Raw genomic sequence first — 22,224 nt, 5'->3', positions numbered from 1 at the left:
TCCCGATCTAATTCTCCTCATTCCACATCACCACAGCTTTTTGTTGTTTCCCATCCATCAAAATGGTTAAGGGCTGTTCCAAACGAATATGTTTAAAGTAACGGGTATCTTCAATTACTTGCTGTTTTTTCAGGAAATCCAGATCTACAAACTCATTTTTATTTTTCGCCAACACCGAAAAATAACCAATATTCAACGAGGTCACATTATGAAAAAAATGAGATCCCAGAGATGCATCCAGCGGGAAGTCGGGAAGGCCCATTTCTACAATAACCCGGGCCTGTGATATTTGCGACCAAAAAACAGGTATTCCGGTCGACGGGTCTCTGGTACCCCACCGCCCCGGACCGATCAAAACATATTCGAGCCCTTCTTTTTCCATCTTTTTATTCATCATGGCCACCTCTTTAGCCATTTCACCTGTTTTGGTACGGTCAAATTTTTCCACATTCATAAAAACCACATCCTTTATATGATCATACCGACCATTTCCCATGCCCTTCTCCGATTTTATGATCACGCGTTTCTGCTCCACTTCTGAAAAGTCGACCTCCATATGTTTTTCCAGCCGAATGAGAGGTTTGATTTGAAGAAGCCAAAGAGTAGGTTTTCCTCTGTCGCCCGGATCCAGGTCCAGGGCAAACTCTATTTCGACCGGAGCCCCCATCGCTTCCCGAAAATACCGCAAAAGAGTATCCAGCGTTCGGGGAAGCGGAACCATGTCGTATTTTAAAATATCTGCAAAATTGAGCACTCTGGGGCCTCGTATTGAGAAATCATTCACCAATCGGTCATTATTTATATCATACACACTGGCACAGTGCTTCAGATTACCATCTTCCTCAGCCTCGCTAATATCCAATTTGCTGAGAAAAGCATCTTCCCCGTCTTTTAAAAAATCGACATTTTCCTTTTCCATATCCACAGCGTAGAAATATTGCTGGGAATCCTTAATCTGATCGCCCAACGAACTAAGTTCCAGACCCGGATAGCGAGGGCAAAACCGCCAGGCTCGCTCGCCCCCCACCACATATTTTCCGAGCCCCACGCCGATGACGGCAAACCCATCTTCGGGCTTCATATAAGAAAAGGGATAATAGTTAAACGACTGAGCCACTCCGCTGACGTGAGGGTAGTAACGATTATGCGCTTTTTGTCCAACCAATTGCTGAATAATTACAGCCATCTTCTCTTCATCGATCTTATAGTGTACCGCTTCGAAATAGGCTCTTGCCGTCGGACTAAAGATGGAAGCATACACCAGTTTCACGGCCGAAGCAAGCTGGCTGAACCGAACCTCCGGATTGGGATCATTGTTGGGAAGCACATAGGTTGAAAACACTCCGGCAAAAGGTTGTAAAAGACTGTCTTCAAAAAGACCGGATGATCGAACGGCTAGCGGCGCTTCCATACATTCGATATATTGACGCAACTTGCATTCTACCTCATCGCTAAGAGTGGCTGACAAAAAACGGTGCTGTAGGTCTTCAAAATCCGTTTCCTCATAAATGGTTTCCAAGAGATGATTCTTTTCCAAGAAGACCGAAAACTCGCCCGCGCCGATAATTGTGGTGGGCGGTATCTTAATATTCAGATCGGGAACGATAGAGAGAAAATCGATATTTTCAATAAAGTTGCTGAGAAAAGCCAACCCTCGCCCTTTGCCGCCAAACGAGCCGTCTCCAATGCGCATCACAAAGCGGTCGTTTTTCACCAAGGCAGGATCGAATTGCACAACGCGACCTCTCAAACGCTCGAGACGGGCTTCCTCGAAAATGTCCAGAATCTTCTGACGTAACTTTGTCGTGCTTTCAAAATCCTCGATCCGATAGGGCCGCAACCGCTTGGCGATGGAGATTTCACCACGGGCCATCAACCAGGTAGAGATCCCATTTCGGCGGGCATGATAGAGCAACGACTCGGCCGGTATTTCTTTCAGACAACTGATAAACTCTTTCAAATTTTTGGCAGTAGCCAGAGTAATGCCCCGCGAATTGGTAAATACAAAATTTCCAAACCCAAGCTTTTGATGGATAAAATTATACAAATCCATACTCAGGGTATCGGAATTTTTATCGATAAAATCGGCCCCCACCATCTCTGCTTTTTGGGCATTTTCAGGGTCGGACGATTGTAAAAGAGTGGGAATATTAATCTTACTTTTCACATAACTGATCAGATCCACACCGGCATTTTCGTCCGGCTGTCCGTCGCGCATATATTTTACGTCGGAAATTACGCAAATCAGGTTATCAAGGTATTGATCAACAATCTCCACGGCTTCCTCATAGGTGCTCACCAACAACACTTTGGGACGCACCCTCATTTTTAATATTTTATGGGTCTGGTCGGAAGTTTCCTCCGCCAAAATATTCTGGGTTTGGATCATTATGATGGAATACAACATGGGGAGATAGCGCGAATAGTAGCGCTGAGAATCTTCCACCAGAAGAATGATACGAACATCGCCCACCTTAACGTCGTTGGCTGTATTGAGCTTATCTTCCACATATTTAATCATGGCCAAAAAGACTCGGGAATCGCCATTCCAAACAAATACTTTATCGATGCTTCCACCCAATGCCGACGACTCATCAAAGTATTTAAGATCTTCATTGTTGTTGACCATTAAAAGAACCGGCAGTGAGGGGCATGACCGGTGTATTTCCTGACTCAGAGTGATGGGCATTTGTTTATCGAGACCGGCCATCAGAATAACCATGTCAAACTTACGCTCTTCAATTAACAGCATCGCTTCCTCATAAGTGGCAACACTGGTAATCCGTGGCGCAGAAAAAAGATTGAGCTGAAGATATTCCCCAAATATCTTATCGAAAAAACGACCCTCCCTCACAATAGAATAAGAATCATAATAGGTTGCAACCAACAAAACTTCGGTTACTTTAAAGGACATCAACTCCTGAAAGATATCCTGATCGGTCTTTTTACGTTTATAGATTTTGGAAAGCTCAACGTAGTCACTTCCTTGGTTCATCCGTATAAAATTTATCTCATTTATTGGTCTGATGAAACTCGCATGACTCCTGTTTTTCACACATACTCTTTGCCGGAAAGGACAAGGACAGATGGTAACATTCCTAAAGTGCCATGCTCATTTCAAAGCGTTAAACGGGTAATGGTTTAAAACCTAAAACAAGGTAGCAGATTTTGCGGAAAAAACAAAAGTCGAGCCAGTGCTTCCTCCACCTCTTCCATCGGTATACGATGGCTCCAATCCAATGGCCCAATGGCGCTCACATGCTCATTTTAAAGCTTGTATCGGTTCTATTTGAGGACAACAGCAGCATGCTCGTTGAAATCATAAAATTTGAATTGGACAGAAAATTGTTCCCGGCCCATAATATGGGTTCCCGCCATGAAACACCTAATCGCGGCACAAAAACACCGCTCCTGCCGATTTTGGAAGCCGTCCCGGCATTTTTATCCCGGCGCTGGCGCAAGACTGCCCCTCACTGGCAACCTGGTGCCTGGCGCTGGCCATCCATCCCCCCTCCTGGCGCATATTTTTTCTTTCCTGGCGGTTAGGTGACCTTTCCTGGCGTAACCATTGTCGTTCCTGGCGGCCAGGAAGGGTTGCAATACCGCCAGGAGAGGGAACGAACTGGCCAGGAGGGGTCGTAACCCGCCAGGACGCCCCACCCATCCGCCAGGAGCGGTGATGAACCGCCGGGACGGCATCAACACCGCCCGCCGCCACCTCATATCGTCAAGCGAACCTGTAAACACCGAAGGGCGAGTTTAAAAGCTGCCGGCGTGCCCAACGCAGGTTCTTGAATAGTCCTTTTCAGGCACAAAAAAAGCCATTCCTTCGGAAGAAGAAATGGCTTTTTTATTTTCATTATTAAAACACAAGTAAAATCCAATAGTATCAGAAAGCATATATATAATTACACACCGGGGTGTACAATCTGCTTCTTTTTTGTATCGTCAACAAACTTGTATTCCAAGAATGAAAGAGAATCGGATGGTTTTACCTTAATTCCAAAACCAAGATCGAATTTCCATTTTAAGATTTGTGATGGAAACCCATGTTTAAGGTAGGAATAAACATAAGGATGAACCCATAAGGTCAATTTTTTCTTTTTCAACTCTTGCACAACAAACCGGATCTTGTCATTCAAAGTATCGGCAAAAAGTAGAGAAGGTGTGATTTTACCTTTTCCATTGCAAACCGGACACTTTTCGCTAGTATCAATATGCATTTCGGGCCGCACCCGTTGCCGGGTTATTTGCATCAGTCCAAATTTACTGAGTGGCAAAATATTGTGTTTGGTTCTGTCGGCATCCATAGCTTGTTTCATTTTTTCATAAACCAGCTGACGGTGCTCGGCAGTTTGCATGTCGATAAAATCGACCACAATAATGCCTCCCATATCTCTAAGCCTTAATTGTCTTGCAATTTCTTCTGCTGCAGCAAGGTTAACCTCTACAGCATTGGTTTCCTGATCTGATGCCGAACGCGAACGGTTCCCGCTGTTAACATCAATGACATGCAAAGCTTCTGTATGTTCAATAATCAGATAAGCTCCGCTTTTAAATGAAACGGTCCGCCCAAAAAGCGTTTTAATCTGCTTTTCTATTCCATACTGATCGAAAAGGGGTGCATTTCCACGGTAAAGTTTGACAATTTTCTCTTTACCCGGGGCAATAAGTTCAACATATTCCTGCACTTCCTTAAAGATATCCATATCGTTGATAAATACGGAATGAAAAGAAGGATTCAGCAAATCTCTTAAAATAGCAGAGGTTCGACCAATTTCACCCAATACAAGACCGGGTATTTTGACGTCCCGAATTCTGGCCATGGCTTCTTCCCAACGTTTTACGAGGGTACGAAGCTCTTTGTCCAATTCAGCAACTCTTTTACCTTCCGCTACGGTACGGATAATAATTCCGTAATTTTTGGGCTTAATACTAAGCAACAACCGTTTCAAACGACTTCTTTCCTCTGGAGAATTAATTTTCTGACTTACCGATACCCGATCAGAGAAAGGAATAAGAATAAGGTTTCGGCCAGCAATGGAAATCTCTGAAGTTAGTCTGGGCCCTTTTGTAGAAATGGGCTCTTTGGCTACCTGAACAAGCACTTCCTGCCCACCTGTTAATACTTCGGCGATGGTTCCGTTTTTATTAATGTCGTTTTCCGGTTTGAATTTGTGCAAAGAGACACTTCCCTTTTTGGCTTTAGCCTGTTTGAGGTATTTATTAAGACTGAGAAACTGAGGCCCCAAATCGAGGTAATGCAAAAAAGCATCTTTCTCATACCCTACATCCACAAACGCAGCATTTAATCCGGGCATAATTTTTTTCACTTTACCCAAATAAATATCGCCAACTGCAAATTTGACATTGCTCGGTTCCCGTCTTAATTCAACAAGACGCTTATCTTCAAGCAAAGCAATGACAAGTTCGCCGGGAGTTACATCTACAAATAGTTCTGCACTCACAATACGAATTAAATTAAATTACCACTATTTCAAAGAACGACTTAACAAGTACAACAAAAGAACAAACAGCACAAAGGCCATTTGTTCTTGTAATACCTAAACTAAAGAAATTAAAAGACTACTTCTTCTTTTTATGACGATTTTTGCGCAGTCTCTTTTTTCTTTTATGTGTTGACATCTTATGCCGTTTTCTTTTTTTTCCGCTAGGCATAGCACATTTGATTTAACAAGTTAAACATCTTTACTTCACGTTATTTTTCACTTTCGTTACAAAACTCTTGGAAGGTTTGAACGAAGGAATGAAATGCTCGGGAATAATAATAGTAGTATTTTTTGAAATGTTACGAGCAGTCTTTTCTGCACGCTTCTTCACGATGAAACTACCAAATCCTCTCAGATATACATTCTTACCTTTCACGAGGTTCCCTTTTACTGTTTCCATGAAGGCTTCAACAGTTTTCTGAACTGTAACCTTCTCAATTCCAGTATTCTTCGAAATCTCATTAACAATATCAGCCTTTGTCATCTCTTTGTAAAATTATTTAATTATCAACTAATTAGAAGTCAATTTTAAATTTCAGTGTGCAAAGATAAAGGAATTCCATAAGAAAAAAAACAAAACCCCTATTTTTGCATAAATTTTTAATAATGACTTGCTTCGCATCAAAAATCAGAGAATGGTACCAATTGCATGGCAGAAAACTCCCCTGGCGTGAAACCGCTGATCCTTATAAAATATGGATTTCAGAAGTCATTCTTCAGCAAACACAAGTCAAGCAAGGTCTAAACTATTATCAGCGTTTCATCTGCTCATTTCCGGACGTCCGGACACTGGCCGCTGCCTCCGAGCGCCAGATCATGAAACACTGGCAGGGATTGGGTTATTATTCACGGGCCCGCAATTTGCATGCGGCAGCCCAAACCATCGTTCTGAAACAAAATGGCTTATTTCCACAAACATACGAAAATTTATTAAAACTCCGCGGAATTGGTCCATACACTGCTGCGGCCATTGCCTCCATTGCGTTTGGGGAACCCAAACCGGTGGTTGACGGCAATGTTTATCGGGTTCTTTCCAGAGTGTTTGCCATTGCTCTCCCCATCGACACCTCCGAAGGCAAAAAACATTTTGAAAAGTTGGCCCACAAACTGTTAGACGTTAACGATCCGGGGACGCACAATCAGGCCTTAATGGATTTGGGGGCCTTGATCTGCAAACCGACCTCTCCACGATGCCATGAATGTCCGGTATCTTCAATGTGCGAGGCTGCTGCCATCGGACAACAAGCCCAATTTCCCGTAAAAAGTAAAAAAATATCCAGAAAAAAAAGATGGCTTCATTTCCTGATCATTTCCGAACAAGGATACACCATCCTACAAAAAAGAACTTCCGACGATATTTGGAAAGGCCTGTATCAATTTCCCGTCATTGAGACCGGCAAGAAAGTTCCCATTCTCCACATCCAGGAGCAGGTGCAACAAATCTTTTCGGACACCCTAAAAATTCAAAAGATACATCACGCCAAGCATTTGCTCACGCACCAGGAGCTCAACACCCTGTTCTACAAAGTGAACTGGCCCAAAAACAGGCCTTTACCCAAAACCATCAATCAAACCCGGACAGTGGTGGTAAACAATAAAGAAATCGCTGAATTCCCCTTACCTCAAATCCTCCAAAAAAATCTATCCATATTAATTTAGTCCTGAAAATTAACATCCTAAAAAATTCCCCTTCCTAAAATTATGAAACACTATCAAAAGTTAGTACTTTAGCTGATTAGAATGCCAAAAACCTGTCAACAATGATAAACAAAGTTATTTTAGTAGGAAATGTAGGGAAAGATCCCGAAGTAAGATATTTCGACAACAATGAAGGTGTCGCCAATTTTCCCTTGGCGACCACCGAACCGGGGTTTACCACCAGAGACGGAAGGCAGATCCCCGAACGAACGGAATGGCACAACATCACCGTTCGCAGAGGTCTTGTCAAAGTCGCTGAAGCCTATATAAAAAAAGGAACTCAGTTATATATTGAAGGGAAGCTCCATACACGATCCTATGAACAGGATGGCGTGACCAAGTACATCACGGAAATTATCGTTGACACATTAAAACTGCTAGGCAGAAAATCAGATAATCCGGGCGCCGGCAACACGCCCTCGTCAAGTCCGGCATCTTCACCTGCCGCACCCACATCCCATACAGCCGCGCAATCGACGGGAGGCCCCGTCAATGATGAAGGATTTAGCGCCGGAAATGAGGATTCTTCGGAAGAAGCGGACGATTTGCCATTTTAAGTAAATTGAATAAATAGTTATTCCTTGGAACCTTATTTATTTCTGTCACATTTTTCAATGGGGGCTACCAACCTGCTGTTTCACCCACCAACAACGGACATTATTGTTGCGGCCATCGCTACCCTATTATTATTGGGTGGATCAGCCTTTGTATCAGGGTCGGAAGTCGCCTTTTTTTCTTTGAAGCCGGACGACATCGACCATTTTAGAACAGAAAACTCCAAACGAAGCCAACAGGTCATCAAGCATCTGGAAAATCCCGAGTTGCTTTTGGCCACCATTCTCATTCTCAACAATTTCATCAATGTTGGCATCGTAATTCTTTCGGCCTATATCTCTTCCGGTCTGTTAACGTTCGGTGACAACACCACGCTGAAATTCATTTTTGATGTTGTAATTATCACAAGCATCATTCTCTTTTTTGGTGAAATATTTCCCAAAGTTCTGGCAGGGCACTCGCCGCGCAAATTTGCCTCCAGGGCATCGTCGGTCCTAAAGACAGCGGTAAAGGTCCTCAAACCGGCAAGCATGCTTTTGGTCAAATCATCCGAATATGTCAAAAACAAAGCTGCCCAGAAAATAAAAAACCTCTCGCTTGACGACATATCAGATGCCCTCGATCTGACCGGTGATGAAGTATTTGAGGAGAAGCAAATATTGAAAAGCATTGTAACTTTCGGGAACATCAATGCCGCAGAAATTATGACGGCCAGGGTAGATGTCACCGATCTTGAGATAAAAAACGACTTCAACAAGGTGCTCTCAGTCATTGTGGAATCAGGCTACTCGCGCATTCCGGTTTTTGAAGAGACCCCGGACAATGTGAAAGGTCTGTTATATGTAAAGGATCTATTACCTCATCTGGGGAAGGATAACACGTTTCAATGGCAAAAGCTGATCCGACCCGCCTATTATGTCCCTGAAACCAAAAGGATCAATGATCTCCTCACGGAGTTTCAGGCCAACAAAATTCACATGGCCATAGTGGTGGATGAATACGGTGGCACGTCGGGGATTATCACCCTCGAAGACATTCTGGAAGAGATTGTTGGAGAAATCAGCGATGAATTGGATGAAGAAGAAGATTTTTATTCGGTTTTGCCTGACGGGTCGCTGGCCTTTGAAGGGAAAACACTCCTGAAAGATTTTTTTCGCATCACGGAAATTGACGAAAAAGTTTTTGAAAAAGTAAAGGGCGAAGCCGAAACTCTGGCAGGCCTCCTCCTTGAAATAAAGGGTGTTATTCCTGAAAAACATGAGGTTATTGAAATAGGTCCTTATAAATTCAATATCTTGGCAGCCGATAAAAGACGAATAAAAAAAATCAAATTTATTCAAAAGGGAAAATCATGAGAAAGAGTTTAGTTTTCAAATCATGGGTTGTGCTTTTAGTGATCTTTCTGGTGGTTGCCTGCAGCAAAACTTATCCTCCAAAACCAAGAGGTTACTTCCGAATTACCCTACCCAAAAAAGAATATATCACCATTGATACACTTCTTCCCTATCGTTTTGATCATCCGGTCTATTCTAAAATAGTTCCCCACAAGGGCTACAACGAACCTTATTGGATCAACCTAAAATTTCCTCAATTTAAAGCACAGGTACATTTCAGCTATAAATCCATAGACCAAAACCTATATCAATTGCTGGAAGATAATAGAGAACTGGTATTTAAACACACCGTTAAAGCAGATGCCATCAAAGAGCATCTTTTTGAATCTCCGGAAAAAAAAGTGTATGGCATTTTATATGAAATAAAAGGGAACACCGCATCGCCCATACAATTTTTTGTCACCGACAGCAGCAAACACTTTCTTCGCGGATCTCTTTATTTTGATGTGATACCCAACAAAGACTCCATCGCTCCGGTGCTGAATTTCCTAAAGGAAGACATTACACACTTAGTAGAAACCATTTCCTGGCAGACCTCCCCGGACTTTTAAACGAACCATCGACCATTCAATCCGGTCTGAATCGACGGACATTTATACATACCGGATGCTTCTTTTCGCACTCAAGCAGACGGTTGCCATAACTTCAAAGATAAAAATATAGAAACCCACTAAAAACAATGGCCCTAGTATTTGATACAACGGATTTTTCCCATCCGAGAGTTGCAGTATGGGAAATTACAGAAACAGAGCAAGACCTACTCAATCTCCTTCCTCCCTTTCGAAAAGAGGAAGCTGATTTTCTCCAGAAAATTTCTCATCCCCCCAGACGAATGGAATGGCTGGCATCAAGAGTCTTAATCCATCACCTAACAGGTCTTTATCCGGCTACGGCATATAAAGAAAACGGACAACCCTATATAAAAGGCTGCCATGAACACATCAGCATTTCTCATACTAAGGATTATGCAGCGATTGTTTTATCTGAAGAAACGATCCCGGGCGTAGATATAGAATACCCTTCCGATCGCATCCGTAAAGTATCGGATCGTTTTCTAAACGAAAAAGAAAAGGCGTTTATTAGCGAACCTTATTCCGATCTTCAAATAGGCCTTATTTGGTGCGCCAAAGAAGCGATCTACAAAGCAGTCGGAATTCCGGGACTGATATTCAAAGATCAAATAATCATTTCAACCTTCCACCCTGATGGCGATCAGGGAGTTCTGAAAGCCACTCTAAAGACCCCCTCTAGAAAACAACAATTTCAAATCCATTACCGCATAGAAAAAAATTATTTTTTGGTTTGGACAAAATAGTAATTGATTACAAACGATTCGTTTTAAACTTCATATATTTGCTATATAAAAACCATTCAAATAGCAGAAATTGAAGATTCACAATTACATAAAGGACCACATCCGCGCCCATAAAAAGATGCTTGCCTTACTAATTGATCCGGATAAATGCAGGGGCGAGAAACTTATTCAACAAACCCAATTGATCAATTTGTACAGGCCACATTTAATTTTGGTTGGCGGCAGTCTGATAAGACACTCGGCCGATGAAACGGTGAAGTATCTGAAAAACAACACCGATATTCCGGTCGTCCTTTATCCGGGGCATCCCATTCAATTATCCTATTCGGCCGATGCACTGCTATTTCTCACCATGATTTCAGGCAGAAATCCGGAACTACTCATCGGCGCACATGTGATATCAGCTCCCATTATAAAGGAGAAAGGATTGGAAGCCATTCCAACCGGTTATCTGTTAATTGATGGTGGTATTCCCACCTCGGTAGAATATATTAGCCAAACACGTCCCATTCCATCAGAAAAATCAGACATAGCAGCCTCCACCGCTCTGGCAGGAGAAATGTTAGGTCTTCAACTGATCTATCTGGATGCCGGCAGCGGTGCGCTTAATCCGGTTCCGCCTGACATGATTAATAAAGTAAAATCAACCATACAAATACCACTCATGATTGGCGGAGGCATAAACAACGAAGAGAAACTTAAGACTGCATTAAGTAGCGGGGCCGATATAGTGGTAGTAGGAAACGTACTGGAAACGGATCCGTACCTGCTCCAATCGTTGATGGCAATAACCCGTCAATCATAACTTTTTCCATACCTGAGCACATCCACATCTTCCATAAAAATGAATCCCCCGACTCCGGCTTTATCCATCAGTCGGCTTGCAATCCCTGCGAAGTCCGAAAGGCGTTTACCCACATCTACCAATGCAATCACCATTGGTAAATCATCCGTCAAAGAAAAAATTTTACTGCAATGCAACATATTGTCGTGCCCATAAGATAGAACTCCTTTTGTTATGGTAGCTCCGGCAATTTTATACTTCTTCGCGGCATATATGATGGCCTCATATAATGGTCGTTGGTAAACCATGTCCGATTCTCCAACGATAATAATCAATTTTTTTGCCTGGCCCGAAAGCTTCATTGATTCTATTGTTTAAGTAATCATTTAAATAAAACAGACCCAACTTCTAATGATTCCACTTAAGATGAGATGGTCCGGACTTTCAAAACTTAATCATTCAGTCAACTAACGATCAATCAATTTACATAACTTAAATGACAATTTCAATTTTCATTTAACAATGAGAAAATGATTACATCTATTGGGAAGGGTACTTTTAAAATGAAAAATTTTGGAACAGAAAAATAAGTCGGCGACTTGTATCTTGTTGAGGATTTATTAATTTTACGGTCAACCCTTTTTTAACTTATTTTATCAACCTTTTTTAAAATTATACTATCATGAAAGTATATCAGGCCGACCAAATCAAAAACATATCGCTGCTTGGAAGCAGCGGCTCGGGCAAAACCACCCTTGCAGAGGCAATGCTCTTCGAGGGTGGTGTTATCAATCGCCGGGGAACGATTGAAAACCAAAATACCATATCGGATTATCACCGGGTAGAGCATGAATATGGCTACTCGGTTTTTTCGTCTGTACTATTTACAGAATGGGAAGGTAAAAAGCTCAATTTCATAGATGCCCCCGGAGCCGACGACTTTATCAACGGTGCCATTACCGCCCTCAACGTCACCGACACCGCTTTGATGGTGCTCAATGCTTCGCAAGGCGTGGAAGTTGGAACAGAAAACCTGTTCAGGTATACTGAGACCTACAACAAACCGGTGATTTTTGTTGTCAACCAACTGGACCATGAAAAAGCCAACTTTGATATGGTGCTGGAAACAGCCCGTGAAACCTTTGGGCATAAAGTTGTGATTGTCCAGTATCCGCTTAATGTGGGACCCGGTTTCGATGCGCTGGTTGATGTCTTAAAGATGAAAATGTATAAATGGGGTCCGGATGGTGGCGTCCCGGAAGTACTGGACATCCCGGACGAAGAGAAAGAGAAAGCGGAAAAACTTCATAACGAACTGGTTGAGGCGGCAGCCGAAAACGATGAAGATCTGATGGAGTTGTTCTTTGATAAAGGAACCCTTGATGAAGAAGAAATGCGTCGCGGCATCCGCAAAGGCCTCGTTGCCCGTGATCTTTTTCCGCTGTTTTGTGTATCGGCAGCCAAAGATATGGGTGTCCGTCGCATGATGGAATTTTTAGGCAACATCATCCCTCTCGTTTCACAAATGCCCCCCAAAAAGACCAATCAAGGCGTTGATGTTTCTTGCGACCCCAATGGACCGGCCTCCATTTTTGTTTTTAAAACCAGCATTGAACCTCACCTTGGTGAAGTCAGCTTTTTTAAAGTGATGTCGGGGAAGGTCAGCGAAGGCATGGATCTGATGAATATGTCGCGTGAAACCAAAGAGCGACTCTCCCAACTCTATTGTGTAGCCGGTAACACCAGACATAAAGTGGAAACCCTTCAGGCAGGGGACATCGGAGCAACCGTCAAACTGAAAGAGACAAAAACCAATCATACCCTTAATGAAAAAGGATGTAACTATGTTTTCGACCCCATAAAATATCCGGAGCCTAAATACCGAACTGCTGTCAAACCCGTCAATGAAAGTGATGATGAACGCCTTGGAGAAATATTGCAGCGGATACATGAAGAAGATCCAACCATTGTCATAGAATATTCCAAAGAACTGAAGCAGATAATTGTTTCCGGACAAGGTGAATTCCATCTCAACACCATGAAGTGGCGGATTGAAAATAATGACAAGCTGCCCATAGAATTTCTTCGTCCCAAAATACCTTATCGGGAGACCATCACCAAACAAGCCAGAGCTGATTACCGCCATAAAAAGCAATCCGGAGGGGCCGGCCAATTTGGGGAAGTACATCTCATTATTGAACCATACTATGATGGCATGCCGGATCCTTCAATCTACAAATTCAACGGACAGGAATACAAGGTTAATGTTAGAAATAAAGAAGAAGTAGAACTCCCTTGGGGTGGTAAATTGGTCTTTTGCAATTGCATTGTCGGAGGATCCATCGACAGCCGCTTTATGCCTGCCATACTGAAAGGGTTGATGGAAAAAATGGAGGAAGGACCACTCACCGGCTCCTATGCTAGAGACATCAGGGTGTGCGTTTACGATGGGAAGATGCACCCGGTCGATTCTAATGAAATTAGCTTTAAACTGGCCGGAAGAAATGCTTTCAGTCAAGCCTTTAAGGAAGCTGGCCCCAAAATTCTGGAACCCATCTATGATGTAGAAGTACGCGTACCTTCCGATCGGATGGGTGATGTAATGAGCGATTTGCAGGGAAGACGAGCTATCATTGAAGGAATGAACAGCGAAAAAGGGTTTGAAGTAATCAGAGCGAAAGTGCCATTGAAAGAAATGAACAAATACTCTACATCACTGAGTTCTCTTACCGGTGGTAGGGCCTTTTACAGTATGAAGTTCAGCAAATACGACAAAGTTCCGCCCGAAATTCAGCAAGAGCTTCTGGCGGCCTACGAAGCCGAAACTAAAAAAGAAGATTAAAAACTTCCTTTTCACCATAAAGGGCTGCCACATTTTAGCAGCCCTTTTTTGTTCATTTTGAGCATCTCTAATAATAAATATAATCTTAAGTGATTTTCAATGATCAATTAAAAACCGCCTCAACAAAACAATGACACGAGCTAACAAGAAAACTTTTCCATGAAGGGCTCATCTTTTTGAGAATAAAACGCATTAATTAAAACCATGTAACTTCTGGAAAATCAACCTTACAAGCATTAAATAGAATAATCTTTAAACCTAATTCCATTGGTCTAGACCAAAATGGGTAAAAACATTCAGACACTTGTGATCAAACATTTCAAGAATGACAAGTTTCGTGTTTAACATTACAATCATACTTAAATTTGCACCATAGGGGGGCTGACAGTTTGTGCAGATATTTCGTACCTTGAATACAAATAATTCTATACGGGTGAAATGAGCATGACAATGTAGGTTTGTCACAAAAGAGAATGGAAAAATCACTGTCATGCGAATTCCATCAGACCAATGATTTAACCTAATTTTATACTGATGAAAAACCGCTCAAAAAATATAAGACTAGGAATATTCATAGTAACAGGCACCAGTGTTTTGCTGTTTTTAATTGTGTATTTCACGGCACGGGAACTTTTTAGAAAGTCTGACACTTATTATGTGTCTTTTCGAGATATTTCAGTAAGCGGCATGGAGATGGGCAGTCCTGTAAAATACCTGGGGATTAAAGTTGGTACCATATCCGACATCCGTATCAATCCGCAGGACATTACTAGCGTTATTGTGGAGTTATCTCTCAAACCGGGGACTCCAATAAAAGAAGATGCTAAAGCAGATATTGTGTCATTGGGGATTACCGGCATGAAGGCCATTGAAATACGTGGCGGCACGAATGAAGCGAAGCTTTTAAGTCCGGGATCTAACATTCAGCCAGGCTCCTCTTTAGCTTCTGAAATAACCGGACGAGCAGAAGTAATCGCCAAAAAAGCGGAAGCTGTTCTGAATAATCTTCAGCTCTTTACCCACCCCGACACCTTGGCGCAAATAACAAAAACCATCCAAAAGTTCAATAAGTTGGCGCAAGATGCCGATAGAGCTGTCTTACAGTTAGACACGCTCATTTCTCAAAACAAACAAAACTTAAGCACCACCATAGAAAACGTTAATACAATCAGCGAATCCATTCTCGAAGTAACCGGCCCTCTTAGTCATGCTGCTGAAAGGATAAACCTTCTGGTTCAGAGCGATTCTATTAACGATATTATAGGCAACACGAAATCAATAACGCAAAAGCTAAAAGATTCCGACATCAGTCAACTTATTGAAGACCTTGCAGGCGTTGCACGACAAACAAAAGAGTTACTGCTCAAGGTGGACGATGACATTAACAAAGGAAGCAAGGACTTTCTTAAAAATCAGGAAATGCTTCAGTCAACGCTTCGCAATTTGGAAGAAGCATCCAGAAAAATTAATAATAATCCGTCGGTTCTCATTCGGAAGAGTAAAACCAGAAATTTACCCGACGATAAATTTGCGAATTAACATTATAATTCTCAAAAACATATTCAAAGAATAGATTTATAAAATACTAAAATGGATAAACATAAATATAGAAAAGACTTATTCCGGTATTTCCGAGCACCCATATAAAATTCAGGTAAGCTCGGCTTGTTCGGGGAAACGCTGGCAACAAAAGTTAAAGTAAATTTCAGAAGAATGAGACAGAAATTATTATTTATACTCCTAATAACAGTCTTCCTTATGGCAGGATGCGGATCGCAAAAAACCGTGATAAGGAAATACTATACACTGGAGCAACCGGATACCGTAAGAACGCCGTTTGTGAAAGACACGATCCTTTTTAATGCTCGTTGTGAAGTGGAAGATGTGGTTGTTTATCCAGCCTACGCCACCAGGAAAATCGTATTTCGAGATGACTCTCATCAAATTAGATATTTTGAAGAACATGAATGGGCGGTACAACCCAAAGATATCCTAACGCCCATCATCATTGATTTTATGACTTCCAAAAATCTCTTTTTAAAAGTATCGGATCGTTTTTGGAAACATACCCCACAATACCGCATCCAAACAACTATTTACAGAATAGAAGTAGCTCCGGCCGAGAACAAAAAAAAATTCACTGCACACCTGGAAGTCCGGTTTGAGTTAACAAACGCTCAATCCGAAGAAACCATTATTTCTCATTTTGCCAATCGTCAGTCTCAACTTGAAAAGGGAGATTTAAATCTCATGGCGGCAAGTATTAGTGATTTGTTTTATGAAGAGCTCAACAATTTTTCATTAAAAATAAAAGATAAACTTTCAAACAGGGAAGCAGGTGACTAAAAAAAAGACAAAAATTTCGGACATTTTTTCTCTGGAAGGGGATATGATAAAGATAAATGAGAATCTAACATTTAAAAACACGGTCCCTTTTTTACGGCAGATAGAGATGCTCTTCAGAGAAAGCACCGATGCTGCCTTTACCGTTGATCTTTCAAACCTCAAAGATGTGGACAGTGCAGGGGCTCAAGCCATCCATCGGGTAACTCAAATAGCTGAAGAATTAAATATCACTGTGCGAGTTAAAAACTTAGGAGAAACCGTAAGAAATAAGATGGACCTGTTTCAGCCTGTTGTTCCTAAAACCGAACCAACTTTTGCGAAGAAAGAAGGATTTTTTTATCTGCTGGGCGCTAAAACCCACCGCTTCCTCAACGATTATGTAATTTCCTTTTTATATCTGGTTTCGGACACTCTTTATTGGTCTGTCAAAGATCTATTTCATAAAAAACAAAGAAGGAAAGGAGATCTTGTAAACCAAGCCGTTTCTATAGGGGTCAATGCCGTCCCCATTGTCATGGCAATGGCTTTCATTATTGGATTAGTATTGGCGTTGCAATCATCTTTCCAACTCCAAAATTTTGGAGCGAATATTTATATTGTTGATCTGACAGTCATCGCCATGATGGCTGAGATGGGCCCGCTCATAACGGCCATTATGGTTGCCGGCAGGAGCGGCTCCTCGATCGCAGCCGAAATTGCCACCATGAAAGTAACTGCGGAAATAGATGCCCTGCGAACCATGGGGCTCAATCCTATTCGATTTGTGGTCGTACCCAAAATATATGGCAGCTTGATCACTCTACCCTTTCTGACCCTACTTGCTTGTATGGCTGGCATTTTTGGAGGAGCGGTGGCAGCCAACCTTTATCTGGACATTACACCTTCTATATTCTTCAACCGAATGCCGGAAGTCCTTTTCCAAAAAGATATTTTAACTGGCATCATTAAAAGTCTGGTATTCGCATTCATAATAGTTATTACCGGGACTTTTTTTGGTTTTAAGGTAAAAGAAGGAGCAGAAGGTGTCGGCAAATCCACCACCAGTGCCGTCGTTGCAGCTATCTCTTTGGTCATAATAGCTGATCTTATTTTGGGAATCATTTTTTACTGATCTGTAATAGCCGGAACCAAATGAAGCAGGAAAAAATCATAACCGTAAAAGACCTCAAAGTTTCTTTTGACGAGAGACAAATCCTCAAAGGGGTCTCTTTTTCAATAAATAAAGGAGAAATTGCCGTTATTTTAGGAGAAAGTGGTTCCGGAAAAAGTACCATTCTTAAACATATGCTGGGCCTTTTCCCAATAGCCCCCGGCACCATCTCAATATTCGGACAAGATCTTGCAGATCTTAATGAAGAAGATGAAATGCAGTTTTATCTTAAACTTGGTGTCTTTTATCAAAACGGGGCCTTATTAAATTCCTTAACCGTAGGTGAAAATATTGCTTTGCCTTTGGAACAACACACCAACCTTCCAGATGATCTAATTGAAGGGCTGGTTCGCACCAAACTGAAGCTGGTCAACCTGGAAGAGGCATATTATCTTTTCCCGTCTCAGCTAAGTGGTGGCATGCTAAAACGGGCCGCCCTTGCCAGAGCCATAATTATGGACCCACCCCTGTTGTTTTGCGATGAACCGGGAGCGGGCCTGGATCCTGTCTCTCTGGCTTCTCTGGACGAACTCATTCTTAGACTCAGGGACCAATTGGGCATGACCGTACTGATGGTCACCCACGAGGTAACCAGCATTTTACGGATAGCAGATAAAGTTGTATTCGTTGACAACGGCATTATTGCATACGAAGGCGCACTTAAAGATGCTCAAAACTCCCAAATACCTGCCTTAAGTGCTTTCTTCAGAGTTGGAACCGGTGGCAAACATTAGACTTCTAAAACTCGGAATTATTTCATAAGTCGCGGAAATAAAATTGTGAGCAAGACACCCCGTGCAAACATAAACAATACCATCCCCAGCCATAAAGCATGATTATTCATCACTGGATATAACAAGTAAAAGGGCACAAAGAAAAAGAACAATACCGCAATTACCATTGAATTACGCATCGCTACAGATGCTGTTGCACCAATATATACCCCATCCCAAATATAGGTACCAAAACTAACAACAGGCAGGATTATTACCCATGGCAAGAACTCTATTCCGCGCTCAATGACGTCTGTTTGATCGGTAAAAAATAACAACAAGTATTTTCCGGCCACAGCATAAACAATCGTGAATAAAATTCCCATAGCAGCCCCCCATCGAAACAGCAACCGAATGGTCAGTTTCAAATGAATTTTCTTTCCTGCACCAAACCATCGCCCTACCATGGCTTCTGCCGCATAAGCAAATCCATCCAGAAAATAGGAAAAAAACAACAGAAATTGCAACAACACACTATTGGCTGCCAAAGTTATATCACCAATACCGGCCGAACGCGAAGTAAAGAATGTAAACACTGCTATAATTCCTAAAGTACGGATAAAAATATCTCTCCCCACATTCATGAACCGGATAAAATCTTTTTTAAGATCGTCTATTCGACTGGTAAAATAATGCCACGCCCAACGGTATTTCCTGAAAAAATAGTACGTCGCCATAATTAATCCAAAGTATTGCCCAACAACTGAACCCAGAGCCACCCCTTCTGCCTCCATCTTTAACCCCCGGACAAAGACAATGCTGCACAACACATTAACCAGATTAACAGCCACAGAAATAACCATTGGATAAAAAGAATTTTGCATTCCCAAAAACCATCCGGAAAATACCATCAGTGAGATGGCTGCAGGAGCCGCCCATATCCGTACAAAAAAATATTCTCTGGCAATCTCTTTGACGCTCTCTGAACCCTCAAGAAGATTAAATGCTACGTGCGCCAAAGGAATCTGAAGCAATAATAAAAGGACTGACCCTCCAACTGCAATGATGAGTCCCCGTTGAAGCACAAGAGCCATCTCCTGTCGGTTGCCTCCCCCAAAAGACTGAGCAGAAATACCGCTTATGCTCATCCTCAAAAACGAAAATCCCCAGTATATAAAATTGAAAATAACTCCCCCCAAAGCCACCGCTCCCATGAAGAGAGAACTATTCAGATGCCCCATCAGATAAAGATCAACCATACCGAGAAGAGGGATGGTTAAATTTGAAAGAATATTCGGCAATGCCAACCGAAGAATCTCTTTATTCATTTTGCAGTTTTATATCAATTGTTCTGCAAAGATAACAATGTATCAATACTTCTATTTATCTTTTGTTTTAAACCCAAATAGGAAAGTTAACATTTTTTTATGCACTTTATTTGGAATTAGTCCAAACAAGCATTAATTTTGGATAACAATATCCGAATTAAACGATATTAACTAATTGTCAAATCATAAAAATTTAAATATTATGGCTTTTGAACTTCCAAAACTCGATTATTCTTACGATGCACTCGAACCTTACATCGATGCTCGTACAATGGAAATCCATCACACTAAGCACCATGGTGGCTACACCTCCAAACTAAACGCCGCCATTGAAGGAACCGACCTGAAAGGAAAAAGTATTGAAGAAATTTTGGCCAACGTTTCCAAGCATTCGGCTGCAGTTCGCAACAACGGGGGTGGATATTACAACCACAACCTATTTTGGAAAATAATGGCCCCCAATGCTGGTGGTTCACCAAAAGGCGAACTCCTTAAAGCCATTGAAAAAGACTTTGGCTCTTTCGACCAATTTAAAGAAACCTTCGAGAATGCCGCTGCAACCCGATTTGGTTCAGGCTGGGCGTGGCTTGTCAAACAAGAAAACGGGAAACTCGTAATAGGTAGTACGCCCAATCAGGATAACCCATTAATGGACCTCTCAGAATTAAAAGGAACTCCCATCCTCGGTTTGGACGTTTGGGAACATGCTTATTACCTAAAATACCAAAACAAACGCCCCGAATATATTAGTGCTTTTTGGAGTGTCGTTAACTGGGACGAAGTATCCAAGCGCTTTCTGGCATAAATCAACATCATTAACCATTTGTCAATCTACCAACAAAAACGCCTGTGGAACTCATTTTCGCAGGCGTTTTTATTTTGCGGGCGAAAACAAAGAAATACAATCTATCGCCTCCAAAAAGTCAAAAAATTGGCAAATGATCTTATTATCTTTGTGTGATAAAAACAGTTCCATTATGTCAAACATCGACCCCCAAATTGAAGAAAGCTGGAAATTAGCGCTTAAGGATGAGTTTAACTCACCTTACTTTATAAACCTCAAAAATTTTTTGGTTGAAGAAAAAAAACAGCACACCATTTATCCACCAGGTCCTTTAATATTTAATGCATTTAACCATACGCCACTCAATAAAATTAAAGTTGTGCTCATTGGCCAGGACCCTTATCATGGACCTGGACAAGCTCAAGGGCTTTCCTTCTCTGTTCCCGATGGAATTCGACAACCCCCATCTCTTCAAAACATTTTCAAAGAAATAGCCAATGACATTGGAACCCCACCCCCCGTTTCAGGAGATCTTACCCGATGGGCACAACAAGGTGTTCTACTGCTCAATGCCACGCTCACCGTCCGAGCTCACTCCCCCGGCTCTCATCAAGGAAAAGGCTGGGAACAATTTACCGACGCTGTCATCAGGACAATATCTGAGAATTGTGAAAATATTGTTTTTCTGTTATGGGGACGCTATGCCCAAAACAAACAAGCCTTAATAAACCCATCAAAACATCTGGTGTTGAAAGCGGCCCACCCATCTCCTTTTTCCGTTCACAAAGGCTTCTTCGGATGCAAACACTTTTCAAAAACCAACGAATGGCTCGAAAAGCATGGAATCAAAAAAATTGAGTGGTAGAAATAACCAATCATTTATTTCAATTTGTAAGAGCTCCAAAATAAAAAGTCCCTCGGTTTTTCAACCAAGGGACTTTAAAATTCAGCAACCTTAATTAGCCCAAACAATTATCAATCACAAATTATTTAATTTCAATAATCCGGGAAGGTTTGGGCTTAGCTTCCTCCCGTTTGTGCAAGGTGATGGTGAGCAACCCATCTTTGTATTTAGCATCGATTTTGCTATCATCCACCTCATTTTTGGGGATTGAAAACGACCGATTGAAGGATGAATAGCAAAACTCACGACGGGTATAACCCTTTTCATCATCTTTCTCTTCTGATTTGTTCTCCACTTCGGCTGAAATGCTCAATACTCCATTATTAATTTCTACTTTAAAATCCTCTTTCTTCATTCCCGGAGCAGCCACTGCGATCACGTATTCGTTCTCGTTTTCTTTAACATTAACGGCCGGTGTCGAAGCTCTGCGCCATTGTAAAGCAGGTGCATTGAATAAATCTCCACCAAAGAAGTCATCAAAGAAGTTTGTGATGTCAGGAAACTGGTTGTTAAATTTTCTTACGATTGTCATAGCTTAATCCTCCTATTTTTTAGTTCGACATTTTTTTAATCAATCTGCTTTGTTTTTTTTCAAACCTAATGCCAACACAAAAAGAGGGTCTAAAAGACAGGATTTATCGCACTTGCATGTCATATTGTCTCAACCGCAATAATCAACAATGTCATTTTGTCTGTTTTTTATTGAGGTTTTAAAAGAAAACCGTCCGTTCGGATTAAAATTAACCACAACATTTGCCCCTTTGAGACTACCCTATCAGCACTCTGTTCCTGATCGCGATTCTAGCAACCCCAATAAAAGACTCAATGAACCACAACATATTGCAACCTTTCCTTTTCGCCATTCTCAATTTATTCTTTTTAAAAAAACTACTTTTCAAAC

The 22,224-nt window shown here is 41.7% G+C and carries 20 protein-coding genes; 14 read left to right on the top strand and 6 right to left on the bottom strand.

The window, feature by feature from the left end:
* Window positions 1–7: 7 nt before the first annotated feature.
* A complete protein-coding gene (locus ACT29H_RS10235) occupies window positions 8–2,995 on the bottom strand; it encodes a PEP/pyruvate-binding domain-containing protein (protein WP_444821533.1) in 2,988 nt (995 codons plus the stop codon).
* 263 nt (window positions 2,996–3,258) lie between these two features.
* Between ACT29H_RS10235 and ACT29H_RS10230 the strand changes: the two genes are divergently transcribed.
* A complete protein-coding gene (locus tag ACT29H_RS10230; protein ID WP_444821532.1) occupies window positions 3,259–3,546 on the top strand; it encodes a hypothetical protein in 288 nt (95 codons plus the stop codon).
* A 362-nt stretch (window positions 3,547–3,908) separates the two neighbouring features.
* Here ACT29H_RS10230 and ACT29H_RS10225 read toward each other — a convergent pair whose 3' ends face one another.
* Complete coding sequence (locus ACT29H_RS10225) at window positions 3,909–5,468, bottom strand: Rne/Rng family ribonuclease (protein ID WP_444821531.1); 1,560 nt, start codon at window positions 5,466–5,468, stop codon at window positions 3,909–3,911.
* Between the two features lie 241 nt (window positions 5,469–5,709).
* On the bottom strand, window positions 5,710–5,994 hold the full coding sequence (locus ACT29H_RS10220; protein ID WP_444821530.1) for an HU family DNA-binding protein: 285 nt from the start codon (window positions 5,992–5,994) through the stop codon (window positions 5,710–5,712).
* 122 nt (window positions 5,995–6,116) lie between these two features.
* Here ACT29H_RS10220 and mutY point away from each other — a divergent pair, with 122 nt between their 5' ends.
* The 6 genes from mutY (at window position 6,117) to ACT29H_RS10190 (ending at window position 11,277) form a co-directional block, all read left to right on the top strand.
* Window positions 6,117–7,169 (top strand): A/G-specific adenine glycosylase, encoded by a 1,053-nt coding sequence (gene mutY, locus ACT29H_RS10215; RefSeq protein ID WP_444821529.1) that lies wholly within the window; start codon window positions 6,117–6,119, stop codon window positions 7,167–7,169.
* A gap of 101 nt (window positions 7,170–7,270) precedes the next feature.
* Window positions 7,271–7,765: a single-stranded DNA-binding protein gene (locus tag ACT29H_RS10210; protein ID WP_444821528.1), complete on the top strand. Its 495-nt coding sequence runs from the start codon at window positions 7,271–7,273 to the stop codon at window positions 7,763–7,765.
* A gap of 24 nt (window positions 7,766–7,789) precedes the next feature.
* Complete coding sequence (gene gldE / locus ACT29H_RS10205) at window positions 7,790–9,118, top strand: gliding motility-associated protein GldE (protein ID WP_444821527.1); 1,329 nt, start codon at window positions 7,790–7,792, stop codon at window positions 9,116–9,118.
* Window positions 9,115–9,708: a gliding motility lipoprotein GldD gene (gene gldD / locus ACT29H_RS10200; RefSeq protein ID WP_444821526.1), complete on the top strand. Its 594-nt coding sequence runs from the start codon at window positions 9,115–9,117 to the stop codon at window positions 9,706–9,708. Before gldE ends, gldD begins: the two co-directional genes overlap by 4 nt.
* A 128-nt stretch (window positions 9,709–9,836) precedes the next feature.
* Window positions 9,837–10,472 (top strand): 4'-phosphopantetheinyl transferase family protein, encoded by a 636-nt coding sequence (locus tag ACT29H_RS10195; protein WP_444821525.1) that lies wholly within the window; start codon window positions 9,837–9,839, stop codon window positions 10,470–10,472.
* 70 nt (window positions 10,473–10,542) lie between these two features.
* Window positions 10,543–11,277, top strand: coding sequence for a geranylgeranylglyceryl/heptaprenylglyceryl phosphate synthase (locus tag ACT29H_RS10190; protein ID WP_444821524.1), 735 nt, complete (start codon window positions 10,543–10,545; stop codon window positions 11,275–11,277).
* On the opposite strand, the gene ACT29H_RS10185 is transcribed toward ACT29H_RS10190, so the two are convergent.
* Window positions 11,268–11,618, bottom strand: coding sequence for a DUF190 domain-containing protein (locus tag ACT29H_RS10185; RefSeq protein ID WP_444821523.1), 351 nt, complete (start codon window positions 11,616–11,618; stop codon window positions 11,268–11,270). The two genes, ACT29H_RS10190 and ACT29H_RS10185, sit on opposite strands and share 10 nt — an antisense overlap.
* 320 nt (window positions 11,619–11,938) lie before the next feature.
* Here ACT29H_RS10185 and ACT29H_RS10180 point away from each other — a divergent pair, with 320 nt between their 5' ends.
* From ACT29H_RS10180 to ACT29H_RS10160, 5 genes are all read left to right on the top strand, one after another.
* Window positions 11,939–14,098 (top strand): elongation factor G, encoded by a 2,160-nt coding sequence (locus tag ACT29H_RS10180; RefSeq protein ID WP_444821522.1) that lies wholly within the window; start codon window positions 11,939–11,941, stop codon window positions 14,096–14,098.
* Between the two features lie 534 nt (window positions 14,099–14,632).
* A complete protein-coding gene (locus ACT29H_RS10175; RefSeq protein WP_444821521.1) occupies window positions 14,633–15,637 on the top strand; it encodes an MlaD family protein in 1,005 nt (334 codons plus the stop codon).
* Between the two features lie 174 nt (window positions 15,638–15,811).
* The gene (locus ACT29H_RS10170; protein ID WP_444821520.1) at window positions 15,812–16,444 is read left to right on the top strand and encodes an ABC-type transport auxiliary lipoprotein family protein; all 633 of its coding nucleotides are present in this window, start codon (window positions 15,812–15,814) and stop codon (window positions 16,442–16,444) included.
* Window positions 16,437–17,555 carry an ABC transporter permease gene (locus ACT29H_RS10165; protein ID WP_444821519.1) on the top strand — a complete coding sequence of 373 codons (1,119 nt, stop codon included), beginning with the start codon at window positions 16,437–16,439 and terminating at the stop codon, window positions 17,553–17,555. The genes ACT29H_RS10170 and ACT29H_RS10165 overlap by 8 nt, the downstream gene beginning before the upstream one ends.
* Before the next feature lie 20 nt (window positions 17,556–17,575).
* Window positions 17,576–18,328 (top strand): ABC transporter ATP-binding protein, encoded by a 753-nt coding sequence (locus ACT29H_RS10160; protein ID WP_444821518.1) that lies wholly within the window; start codon window positions 17,576–17,578, stop codon window positions 18,326–18,328.
* Window positions 18,329–18,345: 17 nt separating this feature from the next.
* On the opposite strand, the gene ACT29H_RS10155 is transcribed toward ACT29H_RS10160, so the two are convergent.
* Window positions 18,346–19,635: an MATE family efflux transporter gene (locus ACT29H_RS10155; RefSeq protein WP_444821517.1), complete on the bottom strand. Its 1,290-nt coding sequence runs from the start codon at window positions 19,633–19,635 to the stop codon at window positions 18,346–18,348.
* 202 nt (window positions 19,636–19,837) lie between these two features.
* Here ACT29H_RS10155 and ACT29H_RS10150 point away from each other — a divergent pair, with 202 nt between their 5' ends.
* Entirely contained in the window at window positions 19,838–20,440 is a 603-nt protein-coding gene (locus ACT29H_RS10150; protein ID WP_444821516.1) for a superoxide dismutase, read from the top strand.
* A 172-nt stretch (window positions 20,441–20,612) separates the two neighbouring features.
* Window positions 20,613–21,284, top strand: a complete 672-nt coding sequence (gene ung / locus ACT29H_RS10145; RefSeq protein WP_444821515.1) for a uracil-DNA glycosylase — start codon at window positions 20,613–20,615, stop codon at window positions 21,282–21,284.
* Window positions 21,285–21,405: 121 nt separating this feature from the next.
* Here the strand turns inward: ung and ACT29H_RS10140 are convergent, their stop codons facing one another.
* Window positions 21,406–21,855, bottom strand: coding sequence for an Hsp20/alpha crystallin family protein (locus ACT29H_RS10140; RefSeq protein ID WP_444821514.1), 450 nt, complete (start codon window positions 21,853–21,855; stop codon window positions 21,406–21,408).
* Between the last annotated feature and the right edge of the window lie 369 nt (window positions 21,856–22,224).

Source organism: Thermophagus sp. OGC60D27, from assembly GCF_052400625.1.
Classification (GTDB): domain Bacteria; phylum Bacteroidota; class Bacteroidia; order Bacteroidales; family Marinilabiliaceae; genus Thermophagus.
The sequence above is the reverse complement of the archived record's forward strand: the minus strand, read 5'-3'. Positions and strand labels throughout refer to the sequence as shown.